General features: G+C 71.8%; 18 protein-coding genes. 6 read left to right on the top strand and 12 right to left on the bottom strand.

The features are described 5' to 3' along the window. Window position 1: 1 nt before the first annotated feature. The 3 genes from ACFW16_RS14265 to ACFW16_RS14255 all read left to right on the top strand — a co-directional run bounded on the left by ACFW16_RS14265 (window position 2) and on the right by ACFW16_RS14255 (window position 5,623). On the top strand, window positions 2-3,115 hold the full coding sequence (locus ACFW16_RS14265) for an efflux RND transporter permease subunit (protein WP_380305974.1): 3,114 nt from the start codon (window positions 2-4) through the stop codon (window positions 3,113-3,115). 148 nt (window positions 3,116-3,263) lie between these two features. Then, window positions 3,264-4,703 carry a hypothetical protein gene (locus tag ACFW16_RS14260; RefSeq protein ID WP_380305972.1) on the top strand — a complete coding sequence of 480 codons (1,440 nt, stop codon included), beginning with the start codon at window positions 3,264-3,266 and terminating at the stop codon, window positions 4,701-4,703. 125 nt (window positions 4,704-4,828) lie between these two features. After that, the gene (locus ACFW16_RS14255; protein ID WP_380305970.1) at window positions 4,829-5,623 is read left to right on the top strand and encodes an undecaprenyl-diphosphate phosphatase; all 795 of its coding nucleotides are present in this window, start codon (window positions 4,829-4,831) and stop codon (window positions 5,621-5,623) included. A 7-nt stretch (window positions 5,624-5,630) separates the two neighbouring features. On the opposite strand, the gene ACFW16_RS14250 is transcribed toward ACFW16_RS14255, so the two are convergent. From ACFW16_RS14250 to ACFW16_RS14235, 4 genes are all read right to left on the bottom strand, one after another. Continuing rightward, window positions 5,631-5,987 carry a hypothetical protein gene (locus ACFW16_RS14250; RefSeq protein WP_380305968.1) on the bottom strand — a complete coding sequence of 119 codons (357 nt, stop codon included), beginning with the start codon at window positions 5,985-5,987 and terminating at the stop codon, window positions 5,631-5,633. A 104-nt stretch (window positions 5,988-6,091) separates the two neighbouring features. Next, the gene (locus tag ACFW16_RS14245; RefSeq protein ID WP_380305966.1) at window positions 6,092-6,415 is read right to left on the bottom strand and encodes a hypothetical protein; all 324 of its coding nucleotides are present in this window, start codon (window positions 6,413-6,415) and stop codon (window positions 6,092-6,094) included. Between the two features lie 194 nt (window positions 6,416-6,609). Continuing rightward, on the bottom strand, window positions 6,610-7,824 hold the full coding sequence (locus tag ACFW16_RS14240) for a family 1 glycosylhydrolase (protein ID WP_380305964.1): 1,215 nt from the start codon (window positions 7,822-7,824) through the stop codon (window positions 6,610-6,612). Beyond that, on the bottom strand, window positions 7,782-8,120 hold the full coding sequence (locus ACFW16_RS14235; RefSeq protein ID WP_380305962.1) for a cupin domain-containing protein: 339 nt from the start codon (window positions 8,118-8,120) through the stop codon (window positions 7,782-7,784). Before ACFW16_RS14235 ends, ACFW16_RS14240 begins: the two co-directional genes overlap by 43 nt. A gap of 143 nt (window positions 8,121-8,263) precedes the next feature. On the opposite strand from ACFW16_RS14235, the gene ACFW16_RS14230 reads away from it, so the two are divergent. Then, window positions 8,264-8,683 carry an acyl-CoA thioesterase gene (locus tag ACFW16_RS14230; RefSeq protein ID WP_380305960.1) on the top strand — a complete coding sequence of 140 codons (420 nt, stop codon included), beginning with the start codon at window positions 8,264-8,266 and terminating at the stop codon, window positions 8,681-8,683. A 1-nt stretch (window position 8,684) separates the two neighbouring features. Here ACFW16_RS14230 and ACFW16_RS14225 read toward each other — a convergent pair whose 3' ends face one another. Continuing rightward, a complete protein-coding gene (locus tag ACFW16_RS14225; RefSeq protein ID WP_380305958.1) occupies window positions 8,685-9,962 on the bottom strand; it encodes an MFS transporter in 1,278 nt (425 codons plus the stop codon). 8 nt (window positions 9,963-9,970) lie between these two features. Next, window positions 9,971-10,576 carry a PRC-barrel domain-containing protein gene (locus ACFW16_RS14220; protein WP_380305956.1) on the bottom strand — a complete coding sequence of 202 codons (606 nt, stop codon included), beginning with the start codon at window positions 10,574-10,576 and terminating at the stop codon, window positions 9,971-9,973. A 164-nt stretch (window positions 10,577-10,740) separates the two neighbouring features. Between ACFW16_RS14220 and mdh the strand changes: the two genes are divergently transcribed. Then, window positions 10,741-11,703: a malate dehydrogenase gene (gene mdh / locus ACFW16_RS14215; protein WP_380305954.1), complete on the top strand. Its 963-nt coding sequence runs from the start codon at window positions 10,741-10,743 to the stop codon at window positions 11,701-11,703. Window positions 11,704-11,755: 52 nt separating this feature from the next. Here the strand turns inward: mdh and ACFW16_RS14210 are convergent, their stop codons facing one another. After that, entirely contained in the window at window positions 11,756-12,763 is a 1,008-nt protein-coding gene (locus ACFW16_RS14210; RefSeq protein ID WP_380305952.1) for an alpha/beta hydrolase, read from the bottom strand. 275 nt (window positions 12,764-13,038) lie between these two features. On the opposite strand from ACFW16_RS14210, the gene ACFW16_RS14205 reads away from it, so the two are divergent. Then, a complete protein-coding gene (locus ACFW16_RS14205) occupies window positions 13,039-13,254 on the top strand; it encodes a hypothetical protein (RefSeq protein ID WP_380305951.1) in 216 nt (71 codons plus the stop codon). Between the two features lie 10 nt (window positions 13,255-13,264). On the opposite strand, the gene panC is transcribed toward ACFW16_RS14205, so the two are convergent. The 5 genes from panC to ACFW16_RS14180 form a co-directional block, all read right to left on the bottom strand. Further along, window positions 13,265-14,095: a pantoate--beta-alanine ligase gene (gene panC, locus ACFW16_RS14200; protein WP_380305949.1), complete on the bottom strand. Its 831-nt coding sequence runs from the start codon at window positions 14,093-14,095 to the stop codon at window positions 13,265-13,267. Next, a complete protein-coding gene (panB, locus tag ACFW16_RS14195; RefSeq protein ID WP_380305947.1) occupies window positions 14,092-14,916 on the bottom strand; it encodes a 3-methyl-2-oxobutanoate hydroxymethyltransferase in 825 nt (274 codons plus the stop codon). The genes panC and panB overlap by 4 nt, the downstream gene beginning before the upstream one ends. 148 nt (window positions 14,917-15,064) lie before the next feature. Then, on the bottom strand, window positions 15,065-15,541 hold the full coding sequence (locus tag ACFW16_RS14190) for a carboxymuconolactone decarboxylase family protein (RefSeq protein ID WP_380305945.1): 477 nt from the start codon (window positions 15,539-15,541) through the stop codon (window positions 15,065-15,067). Between the two features lie 40 nt (window positions 15,542-15,581). Continuing rightward, on the bottom strand, window positions 15,582-16,058 hold the full coding sequence (locus tag ACFW16_RS14185; RefSeq protein WP_380305943.1) for a carboxymuconolactone decarboxylase family protein: 477 nt from the start codon (window positions 16,056-16,058) through the stop codon (window positions 15,582-15,584). Between the two features lie 99 nt (window positions 16,059-16,157). Continuing rightward, window positions 16,158-17,576, bottom strand: a complete 1,419-nt coding sequence (locus ACFW16_RS14180; protein WP_380305941.1) for an amidase — start codon at window positions 17,574-17,576, stop codon at window positions 16,158-16,160. Window positions 17,577-17,589: the final 13 nt, after the last annotated feature.

Below are 17,589 nucleotides of genomic sequence, written 5' to 3'. Positions count from 1 at the left end.
CATGGTCCTCTCCGACACCGCCATCAAGCGCCCGGTCTTCGCGATCGTCGTCAGCCTGCTGCTGGTGGTGCTGGGCGTCTTCGCCTTCCAGCGCCTGACCGTCCGCGAATACCCCAACATCGACCCGCCGGTGGTGTCGATCACCACCACCTATGAAGGCGCCTCTGCGCAGGTGATCGAGAGCCAGATCACCCAGGTGATCGAGGAGGGCGTGGCCGGCGTCGCCGGCATCCGCACCATGCGCTCGACCAGCCAGGAGGGGCGGTCCAGCGTCCGGTTGGAATTCGACATCGAGCGCGATGTCGAGAGCGCCACCAACGACGTGCGCGATTCGGTCGGCCGGGTGACCGCCCGACTGCCGGACAATGCCGACACCCCGATCATCCGCAAGGTCGACGCCGACGCCAGCCCGATCATCTATGCCACCCTGACCAGCGACGGCCGCTCCGCGATCGAGCTCAGCGACATGGCCAAGCGCTATGTCGTCGATCCGCTCTCGGCCGTGGACGGCGTCGCCCAGGTGACGATCGGCGGCGAGCGCCAGCCGTCGATGCGGGTCTGGCTGGACCGCAACGCCATGGCGGCGCGGCTGGTCACGGCGCAGGACGTCAGCGACGCGCTCGAGGCCCAGAATGTCGAGCTGCCGTCGGGCCGGGTCGAGTCGAACGACCGCGAGCTGACGGTGCGCACCAACACCCGGCTGTCGACGCCGGAGGAGTTCGCCCGCATCGTGCTGCGCCGCGACGGCGACACCCTGGTGCGGCTGGGCGACGTGGCCAGGGTCGAGGTCGGCGCCCGCGACGACCGCAGCGGCTTTCGCGCCGACGGCAAGCCCGCGGTCGGCATCGGCGTGGTCAAGCAGTCGACCGCCAACACGCTGGACGTGGCCGAGGGCGTGCGCCACGCGCTGGACGCGCTGCGCCAGTCGCTGCCGCCGGACGTGCGGATCGAGATCTCCTCCGACGACAGCGTCTTCATCGACAAGTCGATCGAGGAGGTGTTCCTGGCGCTGGCGATCGCGCTGGCGCTGGTGGTCGGCATCGTCTTCGTGTTCCTGCGCAGCATCCGCGCCACGCTGATCCCGGCGGTCGCCGTGCCGGTCTCGATCACCGCCTCCTTCATCGTCCTGGCGGCGCTGGGCTATTCGATCAACGTGCTGACCCTGCTGGCGATGGTGCTGGCGATCGGCCTGGTGGTCGACGACGCCATCATCGTGCTGGAGAACATCAGCCGCCGGATCGAGCATGGCGAGCCGCCGCTGGTCGCGGCCTATCTCGGCTCGCGCCAGATCGGCTTCGCCGTGGTCGCCACCACCGCGGTGCTGACCGCGGTGTTCGTCCCGATCTCCTTCCTGCAGGGCAATGTCGGGCGGCTGTTCAGCGAATTCGGCATCACCGTCGCGTCCTCGGTGCTGTTCTCGGCGCTGATCGCCCTGACCCTGACGCCGGCGATGTGCAGCCGGCTGCTGCGCCCGGCCAACGAGGAGACCTGGCTGCACAAGGTGACGGAGCACGGCTTCGACCTGCTGAACCGCGGCTACAAGGCGACGCTGGGCTTCGCCCTTGCCGCCCCGCTGCTGGTCGGCGCCATCGCCGTCGCGCTCAGCCTCGGCGCCGTGGCCCTGCTGCAGAATCTGCCGCAGGAGTTCGTGCCGACCGAGGACCGCGGCCGGGTGGTGGTCAGCGCCACCGGCCCGGAAGGCTCGAGCATGGAGTACACCGGCGCCCAGCTGGCCCGGATCGAGGCCGCGCTGACCCCCTATGTCGAGGCGCAGGACGTCACCCGCCTGCTGGCCATCCTGGCGCCGGCCTGGGGCCCGACCGGGGTGAACCGGGTCACCGTCATCGGCCAGATGAAGGCCTGGGACGAGCGCAGCCGGTCGCAGCAGCAGGTGGTGCGCGAGCTGGCGGCCAAGCTGGCCGACATTCCCGGCATCCGTGCCGTCGCCATCAACCCGAGCGGCCTCTCCCGCGGCTCCGGCGCCCCGGTCCGCTTCGTCATCGGCGGCAACACCTACGAGCAGCTGGCCGAGTGGCGCGACCGGCTGGAGGACCGGCTGCGCAACTCCCACGTGCTGCGCAACCTGCAGGCCGATTACGACGAGACCAAGCCGGAGCTGCGCGTCGCCATTGACCGCAACCGCGCCGCCGATCTCGGCATCTCGGTCCGCGCCATCGGCGAGACGCTGGAGACCATGTTCGGATCGGTCGCCGTCACCCGTTACGAGGATGACGGCGAGGAATACGACGTGGTGCTGCAGGCGAGGGCCGAGGACCGGCAGACGCCGCGCGACCTGTCCAACATCTTCGTCCGGGCGTCCGGCGGCACGCTGGTGCCGCTGACCAGCCTGGTGAAGCTGCAGGACGTCGCCGGCCCGGCCAGCCTGGGCCGCTTCGACCGGGTCCGCGCCATCACCTTCACCGCCAGCCTGGCCGACGGCGCCACGCTGGGCGACGCGGTGACCGAGATCCGCGCCGCCGTCGCCGAGGTGCTGCCGACCGAGGCCCGCCTGTCCTGGGACGGCGATACCCGCGAGTTCCTGGAAAGCAGCGCCTCGCTCTACATCACCTTCGGCACCGCGCTCCTGATCGTCTTCCTGGTGCTGGCGGCGCAGTTCGAGAGCTTCGTCCACCCGGTCACCATCCTGCTGACCGTGCCGCTGGCGATCTTCGGCGCGCTCGGCTCGGTGGCGCTGCTCGGCATGACCGTGAACATCTACACCCAGATCGGCATGGTCATGCTGATCGGGCTGACGGCGAAGAACGCGATCCTGATCGTCGAGTTCGCCAACCAGCTGCGCGACGAGGGGCTGGAGGTGCTGGAGGCTGTGCGCGAGGCCGCCGCCACCCGGCTGCGGCCGATCCTGATGACCTCGATCGCCACCGCGCTGGGCGCCCTGCCGCTGGCGATCGCGACCGGGGCCGGCGCCGAATCGCGCCAGGCGATCGGCGTCGTCATCTTCGGCGGCGTCATGGTCTCGACCCTGCTGTCGCTCTACCTGGTGCCGGTGCTGTACCGGGCCCTGGCCCGCTTCACCGCCCCGGCCAACCGCACCGCCAAGGAGCTGGAGCGCCAGCTGCTGGTCCATCGCAGCGAAGGCTCGCCGGCGGAATAGGAGAATCCGCGCCTTTCGGCGAATTTTTCGCCCGACCACCGGGAGCTTGCGTGAGAATCGCAGGCCGGCCGCCCTGTGGCGTCCTGGCACAGCGGTTGCACGGCGCTGGTCGCCGCCCGGGCCGGGCGGCGCTGCGTCGGGGGAGTTGATGAAGCGATGGGTTCTCGCGGCCGGGGTCGCCGCCGTCCTTCTGGCGGTGCCGGCCGCCGCCTATGTCGCCGCGGTGCGGCCCAACTATCCGCCCGTCCCGGTGCTGGAGGCTCCGCCGCCGCGGAACCAAGCCGAGGCCGACCGCCAGGACCTGGAGCTGCTGCGCCGGCTGCCGGAGGTCGACCGCAGCTTCTCGGCCGACGCCCGCGACCGGTTCGATCTGCGGATCGAAGGCCTGCTGGCGGAGGTGTCGGCCGCGGGGCCCGCGGGGATGGACCGGGCCCGCTTCGAGATGGCGATCACCCGCGCCGTGGCGCTGGCCGGCAACGGCCACACCTATGTCCGAGGTGTCGCCATGGGCCGGTCGCTGAACGCACTGCCGCTGCGGCTGATCTGGTTCGACGACGGCCTCCATGTGGTCGCCGCCCGGGCGGCGCTGGCCGAGCTGCTGGGGGCGCGCGTGGCCGCGCTGGGCGGCCGGACGCCCGAGGATCTGGCCGTTGCGCTGCGCCCCTATACCGGCGGCAACGACAGCCGGGCCCGGCTGCTGTCGGTCAATCTCCTGTCCTCTCCCGCCGCGCTGCACGCCCTGGGACTGCTGCCCGCGCCGGATGCCGCCGTCCTGGTCTTCGACCTGCCGGACGGCCGGCGCGTCGAGCGGCGGATCGAGGCCGATCCGCGCCCGGCGATCCGGCCGGAGAACGAGGTGCGGCGGCCGGCATCCGATCTGCTGCCGACCGCACTGCCGGCGGATGACGGCCCGTGGCTTCATGTCCTGTCGGGGGCGACCGCCCTGCCGCTCTATCTGCAGCACGCCGACCGGGCCTATTGGCACGCCACTCCGGCGCCGGACGCGCTGTTCGTCGAGCTGAGGCAGATTCGCGACATGCCCGGCGACGGGCTGGAGGCATTCCTGGACCGGGTGCTGGCGGAGGCGGCGGAGCGCCGGCCGAAGACCGTGATCGTCGATCTGCGCGCCAATCCCGGCGGCGACTACATGCTGGCCGCCGCCTTCAGCCGTCGCCTGCCCGAGGTGCTGGGACCGGAGGCGCGGATCCATGTGCTGACCGGCCCCGACACCTTCTCCGCCGCGATCTCCACCCTGGCCCGGCTGAAGCATTTCGGCGGCGGCCGGGTCGAGATCGTCGGGCGGCCCGTCGGCGACTTCGCCGCCTTCTGGGCCGAGGGCGGGCGGCTGACCCTGCCGAATTCGGGCATCGCCATCCGCTATTCCACCGCCTTCCACGATTGGGGCCAGGGCTGCGGGCCGGCGCAGATCGGACGCTGCTTCTGGCTGAACTACCTGTACGGCGTGGCCGGCGGCGATTTGTCGCCGACCGTGAAGGTGCCCTTCACCTTCGCCGACTACCGCGCCGGCCGGGATCCCGACCTCGAAGCCGTCACGGCGCGGCGGGCCGCCGTCGCGGCCGGGGGCTGATCCGGGGCCGGAACCTCCGGGGCCGGCGGCCGTTCAGGATCGGTCCCGCCGCCCCGGCGGGACTTTCCAAATCCGCCCGCTTCGTTCACAAGCGAGGCGGCCTCGATTCACCCCGGAGCACTGACTTGGACTATCTGAGCGCGATCATCCTCGGGGTGATCGAAGGCATCACCGAATTTCTGCCGATCTCCTCGACCGGCCACCTGATCATCGCCGAGCACTGGCTGGGCGAACGCTCGGACACCTTCAACATCGTCATCCAGGCCGGCGCCATCCTGGCCGTGACCATCATCTACTGGCGCCGGATCTTCGACCTGGTGCTGGGCTGGCGCCGGCCGGAGAACCGGCACTACGGCATCCGGCTGCTGCTCGCCTTCGTGATCACCGGGGTGCTGGGCTTCGCCGCCAAGAAGATGGGCTTCACCCTGCCCGAGAACATCCTGCCGATCGCGATCGCGCTGGTGGTCGGGGGGTTCTGGATGATCTGGGCCGAGCAGCAGGCGGCGAAGCTGCCCGACAGCCACAAGATCACCTGGCTGGTCGCCATCGTGGTCGGCCTGGCCCAGTTCGTGGCCGGCGTCTTCCCCGGCACCTCGCGCTCGGCCGCCACCATCTTCGCCGCCATGCTGGCCGGCGCCAGCAACCGCGCCGCGGCCACCGAATTCGCCTTCCTGGTCGGCATCCCGACCATGTACGCGGCCAGCGCCTACGAGCTGTACGGCCAGATCAAGGAAGGCGGCGCGCATGAGGATTGGGGCGCGCTGGGCGTCGCCTTCGTGGTCTCGACCGTCACCGCCTTCATCGCGGTGAAGTGGCTGCTGGGCTACATCCAGACGCACCGCTTCACCGCCTTCGCGATCTACCGGATCATCTTCGGCGCGCTGCTGCTGGGCGCGGTGGCGCTGGGCTGGATCGCCTGACGACCCGTCAGCGGTCGTTCTCGTGTCCCGGCCGATAGAAGTAGTAAGGATTTCGGGAAGCGCCCCGGGACGACCAGCCGCGATCGTACCGGCGGTTGTCGCCGTCGTAGCGGCGGACATAACGGCGGCGGTCGCCGTAGCTGCGCCGGTAGGAACGCCGGTCATCGTCGTAGTAGCGACGGCTGCTGTAATACCGCGGGTAGGAATACCGGCTGGGATAGCTGTAGTAGCTCGGCCGGGAGGTGCGATGGCCGTAGCCATAGTCGTAATCGTTGTAGGCGTAGCCGCCGTATCCGTAATCTCCGGGATAGGCGACGCAGGCGCCCAGGCCGGCCGCAGCCGCCAGGGCACCGATCAGAAGCAACCGACGCAGACCGGTCGGGGACATGAGCTGGCACTCCATCGGGCCGCGGGCGGCCTCGCGACATTCCACCCGCAGCCGGGCAAGAAGCGGTCGGCGGGCCGCCGCTATCGCCGGTTGCCACGGTTGTCGTCACCGTAGCCGTAGCCATAGCCGCGGTAGCCGTAGCGCGGGTAACCGTAGTATCGGGGGTAGCCGTAGCGGGGCGCGCGGTAGTACCGCGGGTAACTGTAGCCGTAGTTGTAGTACGCGGGGTAGCCGTAGTACCGCGTGTATCCGTAAGCCCGTGGCGGGGCATAGGCGTAGTCGTCATAGCCATAGGTGCTGTAGCCGGCATAGCCCACCGGATAGGCATAGCAACCGCCGAGACCGGCCGCGGCTGCAGCCAGGGCGCCGGCCAGGAGCAGCCGGCGCGGACGGGTCCAAGACATGACCTGACACTCCATCAGGCCGCGGGCTGGAGCCGCGATGGCGTCGCGGCGTCCCCCGCGGCGTGACGAATCAACGCCGCGGCGCCCGTCCGGTTCCGCCCGGCCCGTCCGTCACACCGGGTGGCGCATCCACAGGTTGCGCTCGCGGCCGATCCGGACCGGCGCCGGGACGCCCGTCACGACGATCATCCGGCCTATCCCCGGATCCGGCGCTGCAGCCGGCGCCAGCTCTCCTTCGGCAGCGGCGCGTCGGCGCGCCTGTCCCAGGCGGCCAGCCCGGCGGGCGACGCCGCGCCGTCGTCCAGCACCGGACCGAGGAACACGGCCGCGAGCGGCACTCCGGCGGCCCAGGCGGCTTCGGCGACGTCCAGATCCGCCTCCAGCCGATCGATCCGGACACCGTCCTCGATCCGGCCCTCGCGCAGCGGCGGGTCGTCGGCCGCGATCCGCAGCGTCAGATGAAACGGGAGCTTCGGCCAAACCTTGGCCAAGCGGTCGAGCGCCCGGCGCAGCGAGTCGGGGTCGGCGCGTTCCGGCACGGTTCCGCGCGGTCGGCCGAGCAGATCCACCCCGCCCGGCGCGTCGGCGCTCATCCGGGCCCAGAGCGGCCCGGCATGGTCGAGCAGCAGCAGGTCGACCGGGCCGCGGCAGCGCTTCTCGTCGTCCTCCTCCACCAGCCGGCCCAGCCGCTCGGCTGCCAGCTCCGGATACCGTCCGTCGCGCAGGCTGATGACCGACGCCTCCCAGCCCAGCGCCTCGGCGATCGCGACGGCGTCGGAGGAGGCCAGCGTGTCGTCCCAGGGCTCGGGCGGCGGGCCGGCCAGCGCGGCGCCCAGCCGCCAGCGGCCGCTCTCCTGGCGCAGCGCCGACAGCGCCAGGCCGCGGCCGAGCAGCAGGTGGTGCAGAATGGCGCGGAAGGCGGCGTCCTCGGCCATGCCGATCGGGCGGTCCCGCCAGGCGGCCTCGTCGCGGGCGAAGCCGGGGGCGCCGGCATCGACCGTCAGCGCGGCCATGCGGTCGCCGATCCGGCCGGCGACGCGGCAGGCGAATTCGGCGAAGCGCCAGGCGGTGTCGCGCGCGGTCCAGCCGCCGCGGATGCGGATGTCGCGCGGCAGCCGGGCCGGCGCCAGCACCGGCCAGGGGGTTAACCCGGCCTCCCCCATCGCATCGACCCGGCGGTCGAGCCCGGCCAGCGCCGCGGGGTCGAGCCGGCCGCGCCCTTCCGGCTGCAGCGCCGCCCAGTCGAGCGCGAAGCGGCCGGCGGCGGCGCCCATCTCGACGGCCAGGCGCAGCGCCTCGGCCTCCTGCCGCGGCGTCGCCGGCGCGCCGAGGTCGGCGCCCCAGATCGGCGCGGCCGGCGCCGGCTCTAGCTCGTCTCCCCGCCCTCCGGGCCCCAGAAGATCACCCATGTCGCAAAATCATCGCTGAAGTCCTCGAACCGATGCTCCATATGCGCCGGAACGAAGATCACGTCACCCGGCCCGAACGGTTTGCGCTCGCCGTCGCGGAAGAACGTGCCGGTGCCGCGCCAGACGACATAGAGCTCGTCGCGCTTGTGCGGGCCCTGCGGATCGGTGCCGCGCGGGGCGTAGAGCCCGGTCTTCATGGTGCCGTGCTGCAGCCGGTACACGAACTGCTCGGCCGGCAGCGCGGGAAAAAGGGCTGCGGTCTCGGCCACCCCGATCAGCCAGTTCTCGGCGCTCATGGCGCTCTCCTTCTGTCCCTGGTCCGGGGACGGTAGGCCCACACGCCGCGGCGAGCGACCGGAACCTTGTCTCGCGACAACCCGCGGCTTCCCTCCGCCGTCGATTCGAGGCTATGTCGCGATAGGCCCGTCCGGAGAGCGCGATGACCGATTTCGACCCGACCGATCCCGCCGCCTATCCGCATTGGGCGGAGGAGCGCGTGCGCTACTCCGACACCGATGCGCTGGGCCATGTGAACAACAACGCCTACGGCGTCTATTTCGAGACGGCGCGGCTGCACTTCTTCCGCGACGCCGGCATCCATCTGGGCAAGACCCGCGCCGCCGTGGTGGTGCGCATCACCATGAACTTCCTGCACGAGCTGACCTGGCCGAACGACGTGCGCATCGGCACCCGGATGGTCCGGCTGGGCGGCAAGTCCTTCACCTACGCCCAGGCGCTGTTCTCCGGCGACCGCTGCCATGCGACGGCGGAGACGGTGAGCGCGATGTTCGACCTGGAGACGCGGCAATCCTTCCCGATTCCGGAGGAACTGCGAACCCGCTTCGCGCCCGAGCTGTAAGTCAGGCGGTCTCCACGGCCGGCCGCGTCTCCGGCATCGTCAGCGTGATCAGCACCAGGCCAGCGGCGGCGACCGCGGCAAGGGTGGTGAAGGCGGCGTAGCTGCCGAAGCTGTCGGCCATGAAGCCGGCCAGGATGGTGCTGACCGCGGCGCCGATGCCCATGGCGCAGCCGACCAGCCCCTGGGCGAGGTTGAAATGGCCGCTGCCGCGGGCGAGGTCGGCGACGGTCAGCGGCACCAGCACGCCGAGCACCGCGGCCGACACCCCGTCCAGCACCTGGAACAGCACCAGCAGCTGCGGTTCGCCGGTCAGCGAGAACAGGAAGGCGCGGATCGCCAGCGCCAGGAAGCCCAGGATCAGGAACGGCCGCCGGCCCCAGCGCTGCGCCGCCCGGCCCATCCACGGCGAAAGGAAAGTGACGGTGAGCTGCGGCACGATCACCGCCGCCGCCACCATCAGCGTCGCCGCCTGGCTGGACCGCAGCGTCACCATGCTGGCGGCGAGCGGCAGCATCGCCGCATTCGCCAGGTGGAACATGGCGATGCAGCCGGCGAACACCACCAGCGTGCGGTTGCGCACCAGCACGGCGAGGCCGGCGGCCGAGGCCTTCAGCCCCTTGCCCTGCCGCTGCGGCGCCGCCGGAGCCGGCCGGATCTCCTCGGGCCGGATGCGGGTCAGGGCGAACAGGGCCGGGGCCACCAGCACCGCCGCCAGGAAGAACACCGCCTGGGTCGACAGGTACTGGCCGCACAGCCCCATGACGGCGGCGGCGATGCCGGTGCCGGCCGAGGCGAAGGCGGCGTTGCGGCCCAGCCGCTCGCTCATCCCGGCCGGGCCGGCCAGGCCGAGGCTGAGCGAGACGATGGCGAAGCTGACGATGCAGCTGGCCGCCGCATGCAGCACGCGCGAGGCCAGCACGATCGGGAAGATCGGCCAGGCGGCGAAGGCGAAGGCGCTGACACCGATCGCCGCCAGCGCGGCGGCGGCCGTCGCCCGCACCGACCGGACCGAATCGACGAAGGCCCCGAGCGGCACCTGGCCGACCAGCCCGACCAGGCCGCTGACGGTGAGGACCAGGCCGATATCGACCTGGGTCCATTGCCGCGTCGTCAGGAACACCGCGACAAAGGCGCCGAAGCCGGTCTGCACATCGGCGACGAAGAACACGAACCAGTCGAGCCCGCGCCGGCTGCCGCGGGAGGACTGCGGTGCGCCCGCATCGACCGGGACCTCGGTCCCGGCGGCGTCCTTCCGGTCGAATCCGCCGTTCTCCGCCATCGGCCCGGCTAGGGCTTGGGTGCCGGTGCGTTGGCCTCCGGCGTGGCTGCGGGAGCGGGGGCCGGGGCGGGCGTCTGGGATGGCGAGCCCGGCGCGTCCGGGGCGGCCGGGGCCGGCGCCGTGTCCGCCCGGCCGACCACGACCACGGGCTCACCCCGCTTGTAGGCCGGCGCGCCGCGCAGCTGCGCCTCCGTCAGGTCGGTGACGATGGCGTCCATGCTGCCGTCCTTGGGGAAGTGCAGCACCCGCCAGTCGACCGCGATCTGGCGCGAGCCGACGCCGAGGAAGCCGCCGAAATCGACGATGGCGGCCCGCGTCATCCCGGCGCGGTCGACCACGACGTCGACGACCCGCCCCAGATCCTCGCCCGAGGCGCTCCGCACCGACTTGCCGAGCAGCGTGCCGGCCGCGTCGCCGTCGATCACCACCGCCGGGGTCTCCGAGGCCTGGCGCTGGTCCGGCGCGGGCGCCGCGGGGGCGCCCGGGGCCGCCGGGGTCTCGGCCGCCGGAGCCTCGGCCGGCGGCGTCTCGGGCGGCGCCGGCGGCGCGTCCTGGGCGCGGGAGATGCCGGCCGCCGCGAAGACGGCGAGCACGGCCGGAAGGAGAATGCGCATCGCGGAACCTGCCTCTGTTGTGGACCTGATCTGGGGCGCATGCGGCCGATGACAACCGCTTCGCCAGGATGAACCCGCGCCGGGCCCGCCCGTTCTTGCCGCACCCGCGAAATAGCGCTAGGACAGGGCCGAGTTTTCGGCCCCCTCATCAAGGATGGCATGCAATGGCGCGCAACAAGATCGCCCTCGTCGGCGCCGGGCAAATCGGCGGCACCCTCGCCCTTCTCGCCGGCCTCAAGGAGCTCGGCGACATCGTCCTGTTCGACGTGGTCGACGGTGTGCCGCAGGGCAAGGCGCTCGACATCGCCGAGGCCTCGCCGGTCGAGGGCTTCGACGCCGAGCTGAAGGGCGGCAGCGACTATTCCGCGATCGAGGGCGCCGACGTCGTCATCGTCACCGCTGGCGTGCCGCGCAAGCCGGGCATGAGCCGCGACGACCTGATCGGCGTCAACACCAAGGTGATGCAGGCGGTCGGCGCCGGCATCAAGCAGTACGCCCCGAACGCCTTCGTCATCTGCATCACCAACCCGCTGGACGCCATGGTCGGCGTGCTGCGCGAGGTCTCCGGCCTGAAGCCGGAGAAGGTGGTCGGCATGGCCGGCGTGCTCGATTCGGCGCGCTTCCGCTACTTCCTGGCCGAGGAGTTCAAGGTCTCGGTCGAGGACGTCACCGCCTTCGTGCTGGGCGGCCACGGCGACACCATGGTGCCGCTGGCCCGCTACTCCACCGTCGCCGGCATCCCGCTGCCGGACCTGGTGAAGATGGGCTGGACCACGCAGGAGCGGCTGGACCAGATCATCCAGCGCACCCGCGACGGCGGCGCCGAGATCGTCGGCCTCCTGAAGACCGGCAGCGCCTTCTACGCCCCGGCCTCCTCCGCCATCGCCATGGCCGAGAGCTACCTGCGCGACAAGAAGCGCGTGCTGCCCTGCGCCGCCTATCTGACCGGCCAGTACGGCATCGACGGCCTCTACATCGGCGTGCCGGTGGTGATCGGCGCCGAGGGCGTGGAGCGGATCGTCGAGGTCCAGTTCAACACCGACGAGAAGGCCGCCTTCGACAAGTCGGTCGCCGCGGTGAAGGGCCTGGTCGAGACCACCAGGAAGCTGATGGATTCGGCGGCCTGAGCCGAGCATCCGCGAGAGGGAGCGGCCGGCGCCTCGCCGGCCGTTTTCGTCTTCAGCCCATGAAGGGCAAGGTGTAGAAGCCGCCGCCGTCGGCCCGGCGCCCGGCAACGGCAGCGCTGGCGGTGCCGCGCAGGACCTGGACGATGTCCGCGGCGACGAGGGGGATGCGCCGGTAGTATTGGTGGGTGTCGAGATCGACCTGATCGGTCGGCACCACCGGCGAGCAGTTCACGACGGCGACATTGGCGCCGAGCCCCGCCGGCAGCGACGGCCCCTGCCGGCCGAGCCGCAGGGGATTGGCCATGACGCTCCAGCTGAACCACAGCGGGACGTCCCGCCGGTTGAGGTAGACCGTAACCCGGTCCGACAGGCCGCACAGCGGCTGCAGCTTGCCGGTCTCGGTCAGCGTGTCGAAATCCTCGTCCGCCGCAGCCAGGATCGTCTCCTCGGCCAGCCGCGGCGGCATCGGCAGATGCGTCCGCGCATGCTGGATGCCGTTCCGCAGGGCCCAGTTTCCCATGCTGTGGGCCAGCAGGATGCGCCGCCGGGCGGGGCTGAGCGTGCCGGCGAAGTTCGACCAGCGGATCAGCGCGTCGCCGCAGGCCGGGCCGGACCGCTGCGCCGTGTCGCGGTCCTGGCGGTAGGCGGCCTTGTTGTCGCCGACCAGCGAGCCGAAGTCGATCAGCACGCCCAGCGATGGCCAGCAGAAGGCGAAGGGACACAGCTTCGGCCCGCCCTGCGCCTGATAGAACCCGGCGAGCTGCGCCGCCCGATCCAGGGCGCTGCGGAAGGTGTTGGCGAAGCCATGGACGAAGAACATCGGCTCCGACCCCTCGGCCTGAATCTGCTGCCGCATCGTGTCGAAAGTCGCGGCGGTGCCGTGCCGCCGGCCTTCCGCACCGTCGCGTGGCACGGACAGAACCATGCGGCCGCCGGGCGTGAGATCGGCCCAGCCGAACCAGAGCTCGCCGGCGGTCCCGTTCGACTGATCGGCCGTGAAATCGGTGGGGTTCGAGCGCGAATTCGGCGCCCGGTTGGTCGCGAAATAGACCCGCGTCATTTCGAAATTCCTTCGACAATCCGCCCGACCGGACCGCAGCCGCGGCACCGCCCGGCAATCCGCAGGATACCATCCGCTTGGGGACCGCCGTCGGGCCGAATCCCGGCCGAATCAAGGCAGGTTCATCCTTGCCGATTTCTGCCGCATTCGCGCGGCAGCTTCGACCACGGCGCCGCTTTCCGGCCCCGTCCGGGGCCCGGCGCGGCAGTGCGCCTCTCGCCTCCGCTGTCCTGGATGGCTAGAGTGCGCGCCCCATGGAACGACCGAGGATGCCCATGACCCGTCTGATCCTGGCCGCCGCCGGCCTGTCCGTCCTGACCCTCGCCGCCTGCGGCAGCGACAACACGGTGCCGATCGACCGGCCGATCATGCAGGGCGAGCCGGCGCCGCCGGCGGTCCCGGCCGAGCCGATCCAGCGCCGGCCGCTGTCGGCCCCGCCCTCCTCGCTGACCGGCCAGCAGGACCAGTCGCAGCAGCAGCCGGCGCAGTAACCACCCGGCTTCAAGGCACGGGCAGGTTGTCGAGCAACCGCGTGGCGCCGAGTCGGACCGCGGCGATCAGCCGCCGCGGCCGGCCGGGCGCCGGCTCGGCCAGCGTCTCGGCGTCGCGCAGCACCAGATAGTCGACCGCGTCGAAGCCGGCGTCGCGCAGCCGGTCCGGCCCCGCGGGCAGCAGCGACGGGTCGGCGGCGATCTCGGCCATGATCCGGTTCAGCCGCCGCGCCACCGCCAGCTGCGCTTCGCCGAGATAGGCGTTGCGCGACGACAGGGCGAGGCCGTCGCGGTCGCGCACCGTCGGCACCGGCAGGATCTCGCAGGGCAGGTCCAGGTCACGCACCAGCCGGCGCACCAGCAGCAGCTGCTGAAAATCCTTCTCGCCGAAGGCGGCGAGGTCCGGCGCCGCCTGGATCAGGAGCTTCGCCACCACCGTCGCCACCCCGGCGAAATGGCCCGGCCGCACCGCCGCCTCGAGATCGGCGACGATCGGGCCGCTGGGCACAATCGAGAAGGCGAAGCCCTCCGGATAGATCTCGTCCACCGTCGGCAGATAGGCCAGGTCGGCGCCGATCGAGGCCAGCCTGGCCAGGTCCTCGGCCTCGCGCCGGGGATAGCGGCTGAAATCCTCCTTCGGCCCGAACTGGGCCGGATTGACGAAGATGCTGAACAGCACCCGGTCCGCCCCGGCCCTCCGCAGGGCGGCCGCCAACTCCAGATGGCCCTGGTGCAGCGCACCCATGGTCGGCACCAGGCCGATGCGGTCGCCGGCCCGGCGCCAGCCGGCGACGGCGGCGCGCAGCTCGGCCACGCTTCGGGCGATGATGGGATCGGTCATGACGGCTTCTTCTCGGCGAAGACATGCTCGGGGCCCGGAAAGCGCCGGGCGCGGACATCGGCGGCGAAGCCCGTCGCCGCCTCGGTGATCACCGCCTCCAGATCGGCGTAGCGGCGGACGAAGCGCGGCGTGCCGGCGCCGGTCAGGCCCAGCAGGTCGTCGGTCACCAGCACCTGGCCGTCGCAGGCGACCGAGGCGCCGATGCCGATGGTCGGGACCGGCACCTCCTGCGTGATCCGGCGGGCCAGCGGCTCGACCGTGCCCTCGATCACCAGCGAGAAGGCGCCGGCGGCGGCCAGCGCCCTGGCCGCGGCGAGGATGCGCCCGGCCTCCTCCGCCGAGCGGCCGCGGGCATTGTAGCCGCCGAGCACGTTGACCGATTGCGGCAGCAGCCCGACATGGCCCATCACCGGGATGCCGCGGGCGGTCAGGAAGGCGACCGTCTCCGCCATCTCCTCGCCGCCCTCCAGCTTCACCGCGGAGGCGCCCTCGGCCATCAGCCGGGCCGAAGCGGCGAAGGCATCGCGTGGCGAGGCCTGGTAGCTGCCGAAGGGCAGATCGGCGATGATCGCGGCCCGGGCCGAGCCGCGGCGGACGGCGGCGGTGTGCAGCGCCATCATCTCGAGCGTGACGCCGACCGTGCTGTCCAGCCCGTGCACCACCATGCCCAGGCTGTCGCCGACCAAGAGCGCGTCGACATGCGGGTCCAGCAGCCGGGCCACCGGCGTGGTGTAGGCGGTCAGCACGACGATCGGCTCCCGCCCCTTGCGGGCGCGGAGCTGCGGGATCGTGATGCGCCGGATCGCGGCGGAAACGCTCACCTCAGGGCACTCCCCGGTCGGTTCGGGATCTGTCGTCCCGGACCGGGATGCTGCAGTGCAAAATCCGTCGAGGCAAGCCGGTTGTCACGAGGTGAAAAACGACGGGCGGCCGAAGCCGCCCACCAAAGCCCGCAGATCGCCCGAAACGTCAGGCCGCGGCGGCCTGCCTGCTCGCGGCGTCCGGCACCGGGCTCCTGTCGAAGCCGACCGCGATGCGGTTCCAACTGTTGATCGAGCACACGGCCAGGGTCAGGTCGACCAGCTCGCGGTCGCTGAACTGCGCCTTCGCCGCCTCGTAGACGGCGTCCGGCACGTGGCGGGTGTCGGCGACCAGGGTCAGCGCCTCGGCCCAGGCCAGCGCCGCCTGCTCGCGCGGGCTGAACAGGTCCCGCGCCTCGCGCCACCCGGCAAGGCAGTCGAGCCGTTGCTGGCCCTCCCCGGCCTCGCGCAGGCTCTTGGCATGCATGTCGAGGCAGTAGGCGCAGCCGTTGATCTGCGACACGCGCAGGTCGATCAGGAGCAGCAAGGACTTGGGCAGGCCGCAGCCCTCGAGATAGGTGTGCACGCCCAGCTGAGCCTTGATGGCATCGGGCGCGACGACGGCATAGTTGAGACGCATCGACATTTCGGAAGGACTCCCGTTTGCGATCGGAACCGGCCGGCCGTCAGGCCGCGGCGGCCCGCACGCTTTCCGCATCCGGCTTCGGCACCACGGCGAAGCCGACATTCAGGCGGTTCCAGGCATTGATCGAGCACACGGCCAGGGTCAGGTCGACCAGCTCGCGGTCGCTGAACTGCGCCTTCGCCGCCTCGTAGACGGCATCCGGCACCTGGCGGGTGTCGGCGACCAGGGTCAGCGCCTCGGCCCAGGCCAGCGCCGCCTGCTCGCGCGGGCTGAACAAGACCTGCGCCTCGCGCCAGCCGGCGACGCAATCCAGCCGCTGCTGGCCCTCGCCGGCCGCGCGCAGGGCCTTGGCGTGCATGTCGAGGCAGTAGACGCAGCCGTTGATCTGCGACACGCGCAGGAACACCAGCTCCTGCAGGGTCGTGGGCAGGCCGCAGCCCTCGAGATAGGTGTGCACGCCCAGCTGGGCCTTCATGGCACCGGGCGAGGCGGCGGCCCAGTTGATTCGCTTGGACATTCGGAACGCTCCCGTCTTGAGGTCGGATCCGCCCATCGGGCGGTCTCGACATCAAGACGAGGCAGCGTTCGCGGATGTGACAGGCCCGCCGAAAAATCGTCAGGCGGCGTTCGGCACCGCACGGCCGAAGCCGTTCCGCCCGGCCCAGGCCTCGATCGCGCGGGCGGCGGACAGCACCGCATGGTCGCCGCGGCGGCGGCCGACGATCTGCAGGCCGAAGGGCAGGCCGGCCTCGTCGCGGCCGAAGGGCAGCGCCACCGAGGGCAGCCCGGCCAGGGTCGGGCCGTAGGCCAGCGCCAGCCAGTGGAAGTAGCTGGACAGGACGGCGCCGGCGATCGCCGCCGGGTACCAGTCCTGCCACGGGAAGGGCGGGTGGCCGGCCACAGGACAGATCACCACATCGGCCCCGGAGAGGAACGCATCGGCGTCGCGGACCACCCGGGTCTGCACGGTCAGCGCGCTGGCCACGTCGGCCAGGCCGAGCCTGAGCCCGGCAGCGACATTGGCGCTGACGTTCGGCCCGACCTTGTCCGGCGTCGCCTCGACCTTCTCGCGATGGGCGGCGACGAAGCCGACGGCGCGCAGCGTGGCGAAGGCTTCGTCCACACCACTCATGTCGACGGCGAAATCGACGCTGCGGCCGACCGCCGGCTCCAGCGCCTGCCGGGCGGCGCGGAAGCTGCGGCGGACGCGGCCGTCGACCGGGGCGAAGCCGAGATCCTCGGTGAAGGCGACGGTCAGGCCGCCGGGATCGACGGTGTCGAGGGCGCGGAAGGCCGCGCCGTCGACGCCGAGCGACAGCGGATCGCGCGGGTCGTGGCCGACCATGGCGGACAGCATCAGGGCTGCATCCGTCACGGTGCGCGCCATCGGCCCGTCGACCGACAGCGGCGACCAGCCATGGCCGCGGGTCTCGGTCGGGATCAGGCCCGGCGTCGGGCGGAAGCCGACGATGCCGCAATACGCCGCCGGGGTGCGGAGGCTGCCGGCGAGGTCGGAGCCGGTGGCCAGCGGGACCATGCCGCAGGCCAGCGCCACCGCCGAGCCGCCGGAGGAGCCGGCGCAGGTCAAATCATGGTCGAACGGGTTGCGGGTCGGGCCGAACACCTCGTTGCGGGTGTTGGCGCCGGCGCCGAATTCCGGCGTGTTGGTCTTGGCCAGCACGATCGCCCCGGCCTGGCGCAGCACCGCCACCACCCGCTCGTCCGCCGCCGGCACGTTGTCGGCGAACAGCGGCGAGCCATAGGCGGTCAGCAGCCCCTCGGTGTCGCTGAGGTCTTTCACTCCGATCGGCAGCCCGTGCAGCGGGCCGAGGGCATCACCGCGGCGCACCGCGGCCTCGGTCGCCCGCGCCTCGGCCCGGGCCCGGTCATAGGCCTTGGCGGTGATGGCGTTGACCGCCGGGTCCGCAGCCTCGATCCGAGCGATGCAGCTCTCGACCAGGTCGACCGGCGAGACCTCCCCCGCCCCGATCAGGCGCCGCAACTCCACCGCCTCGAGATCGCACAGCTCCGCCATGACCGCCTCTTGC

It is taken from the genome of Inquilinus sp. NPDC058860 (assembly GCF_042743185.1).
Taxonomy (GTDB): domain Bacteria; phylum Pseudomonadota; class Alphaproteobacteria; order DSM-16000; family Inquilinaceae; genus Inquilinus.
Note: the sequence above shows the minus strand (reverse complement) of the source record. Positions and strands in the feature narration are given on the sequence as shown.

Bases quoted from the DNA above. Each gene is read 5' to 3' on its own strand.
- ACFW16_RS14190 (WP_380305945.1), bottom strand. From the start codon at position 15,541: ATGTCGATGCGTCTCAACTATGCCGTCGTCGCGCCCGATGCCATCAAG.
- panC (WP_380305949.1), bottom strand. From the start codon at position 14,095: ATGACCGATCCCATCATCGCCCGAAGCGTGGCCGAGCTGCGCGCCGCC.
- ACFW16_RS14180 (WP_380305941.1), bottom strand. From the start codon at position 17,576: ATGGCGGAGCTGTGCGATCTCGAGGCGGTGGAGTTGCGGCGCCTGATC.
- ACFW16_RS14220 (WP_380305956.1), bottom strand. From the start codon at position 10,576: ATGCGCATTCTCCTTCCGGCCGTGCTCGCCGTCTTCGCGGCGGCCGGC.
- ACFW16_RS14245 (WP_380305966.1), bottom strand. From the start codon at position 6,415: ATGTCTTGGACCCGTCCGCGCCGGCTGCTCCTGGCCGGCGCCCTGGCT.
- ACFW16_RS14235 (WP_380305962.1), bottom strand. From the start codon at position 8,120: ATGAGCGCCGAGAACTGGCTGATCGGGGTGGCCGAGACCGCAGCCCTT.
- ACFW16_RS14225 (WP_380305958.1), bottom strand. From the start codon at position 9,962: ATGGCGGAGAACGGCGGATTCGACCGGAAGGACGCCGCCGGGACCGAG.
- ACFW16_RS14205 (WP_380305951.1), top strand. From the start codon at position 13,039: ATGACCCGTCTGATCCTGGCCGCCGCCGGCCTGTCCGTCCTGACCCTC.
- mdh (WP_380305954.1), top strand. From the start codon at position 10,741: ATGGCGCGCAACAAGATCGCCCTCGTCGGCGCCGGGCAAATCGGCGGC.
- ACFW16_RS14240 (WP_380305964.1), bottom strand. From the start codon at position 7,824: ATGGGTGATCTTCTGGGGCCCGGAGGGCGGGGAGACGAGCTAGAGCCG.
- ACFW16_RS14265 (WP_380305974.1), top strand. From the start codon at position 2: ATGGTCCTCTCCGACACCGCCATCAAGCGCCCGGTCTTCGCGATCGTC.
- ACFW16_RS14230 (WP_380305960.1), top strand. From the start codon at position 8,264: ATGACCGATTTCGACCCGACCGATCCCGCCGCCTATCCGCATTGGGCG.
- ACFW16_RS14185 (WP_380305943.1), bottom strand. From the start codon at position 16,058: ATGTCCAAGCGAATCAACTGGGCCGCCGCCTCGCCCGGTGCCATGAAG.
- ACFW16_RS14210 (WP_380305952.1), bottom strand. From the start codon at position 12,763: ATGACGCGGGTCTATTTCGCGACCAACCGGGCGCCGAATTCGCGCTCG.
- ACFW16_RS14260 (WP_380305972.1), top strand. From the start codon at position 3,264: ATGAAGCGATGGGTTCTCGCGGCCGGGGTCGCCGCCGTCCTTCTGGCG.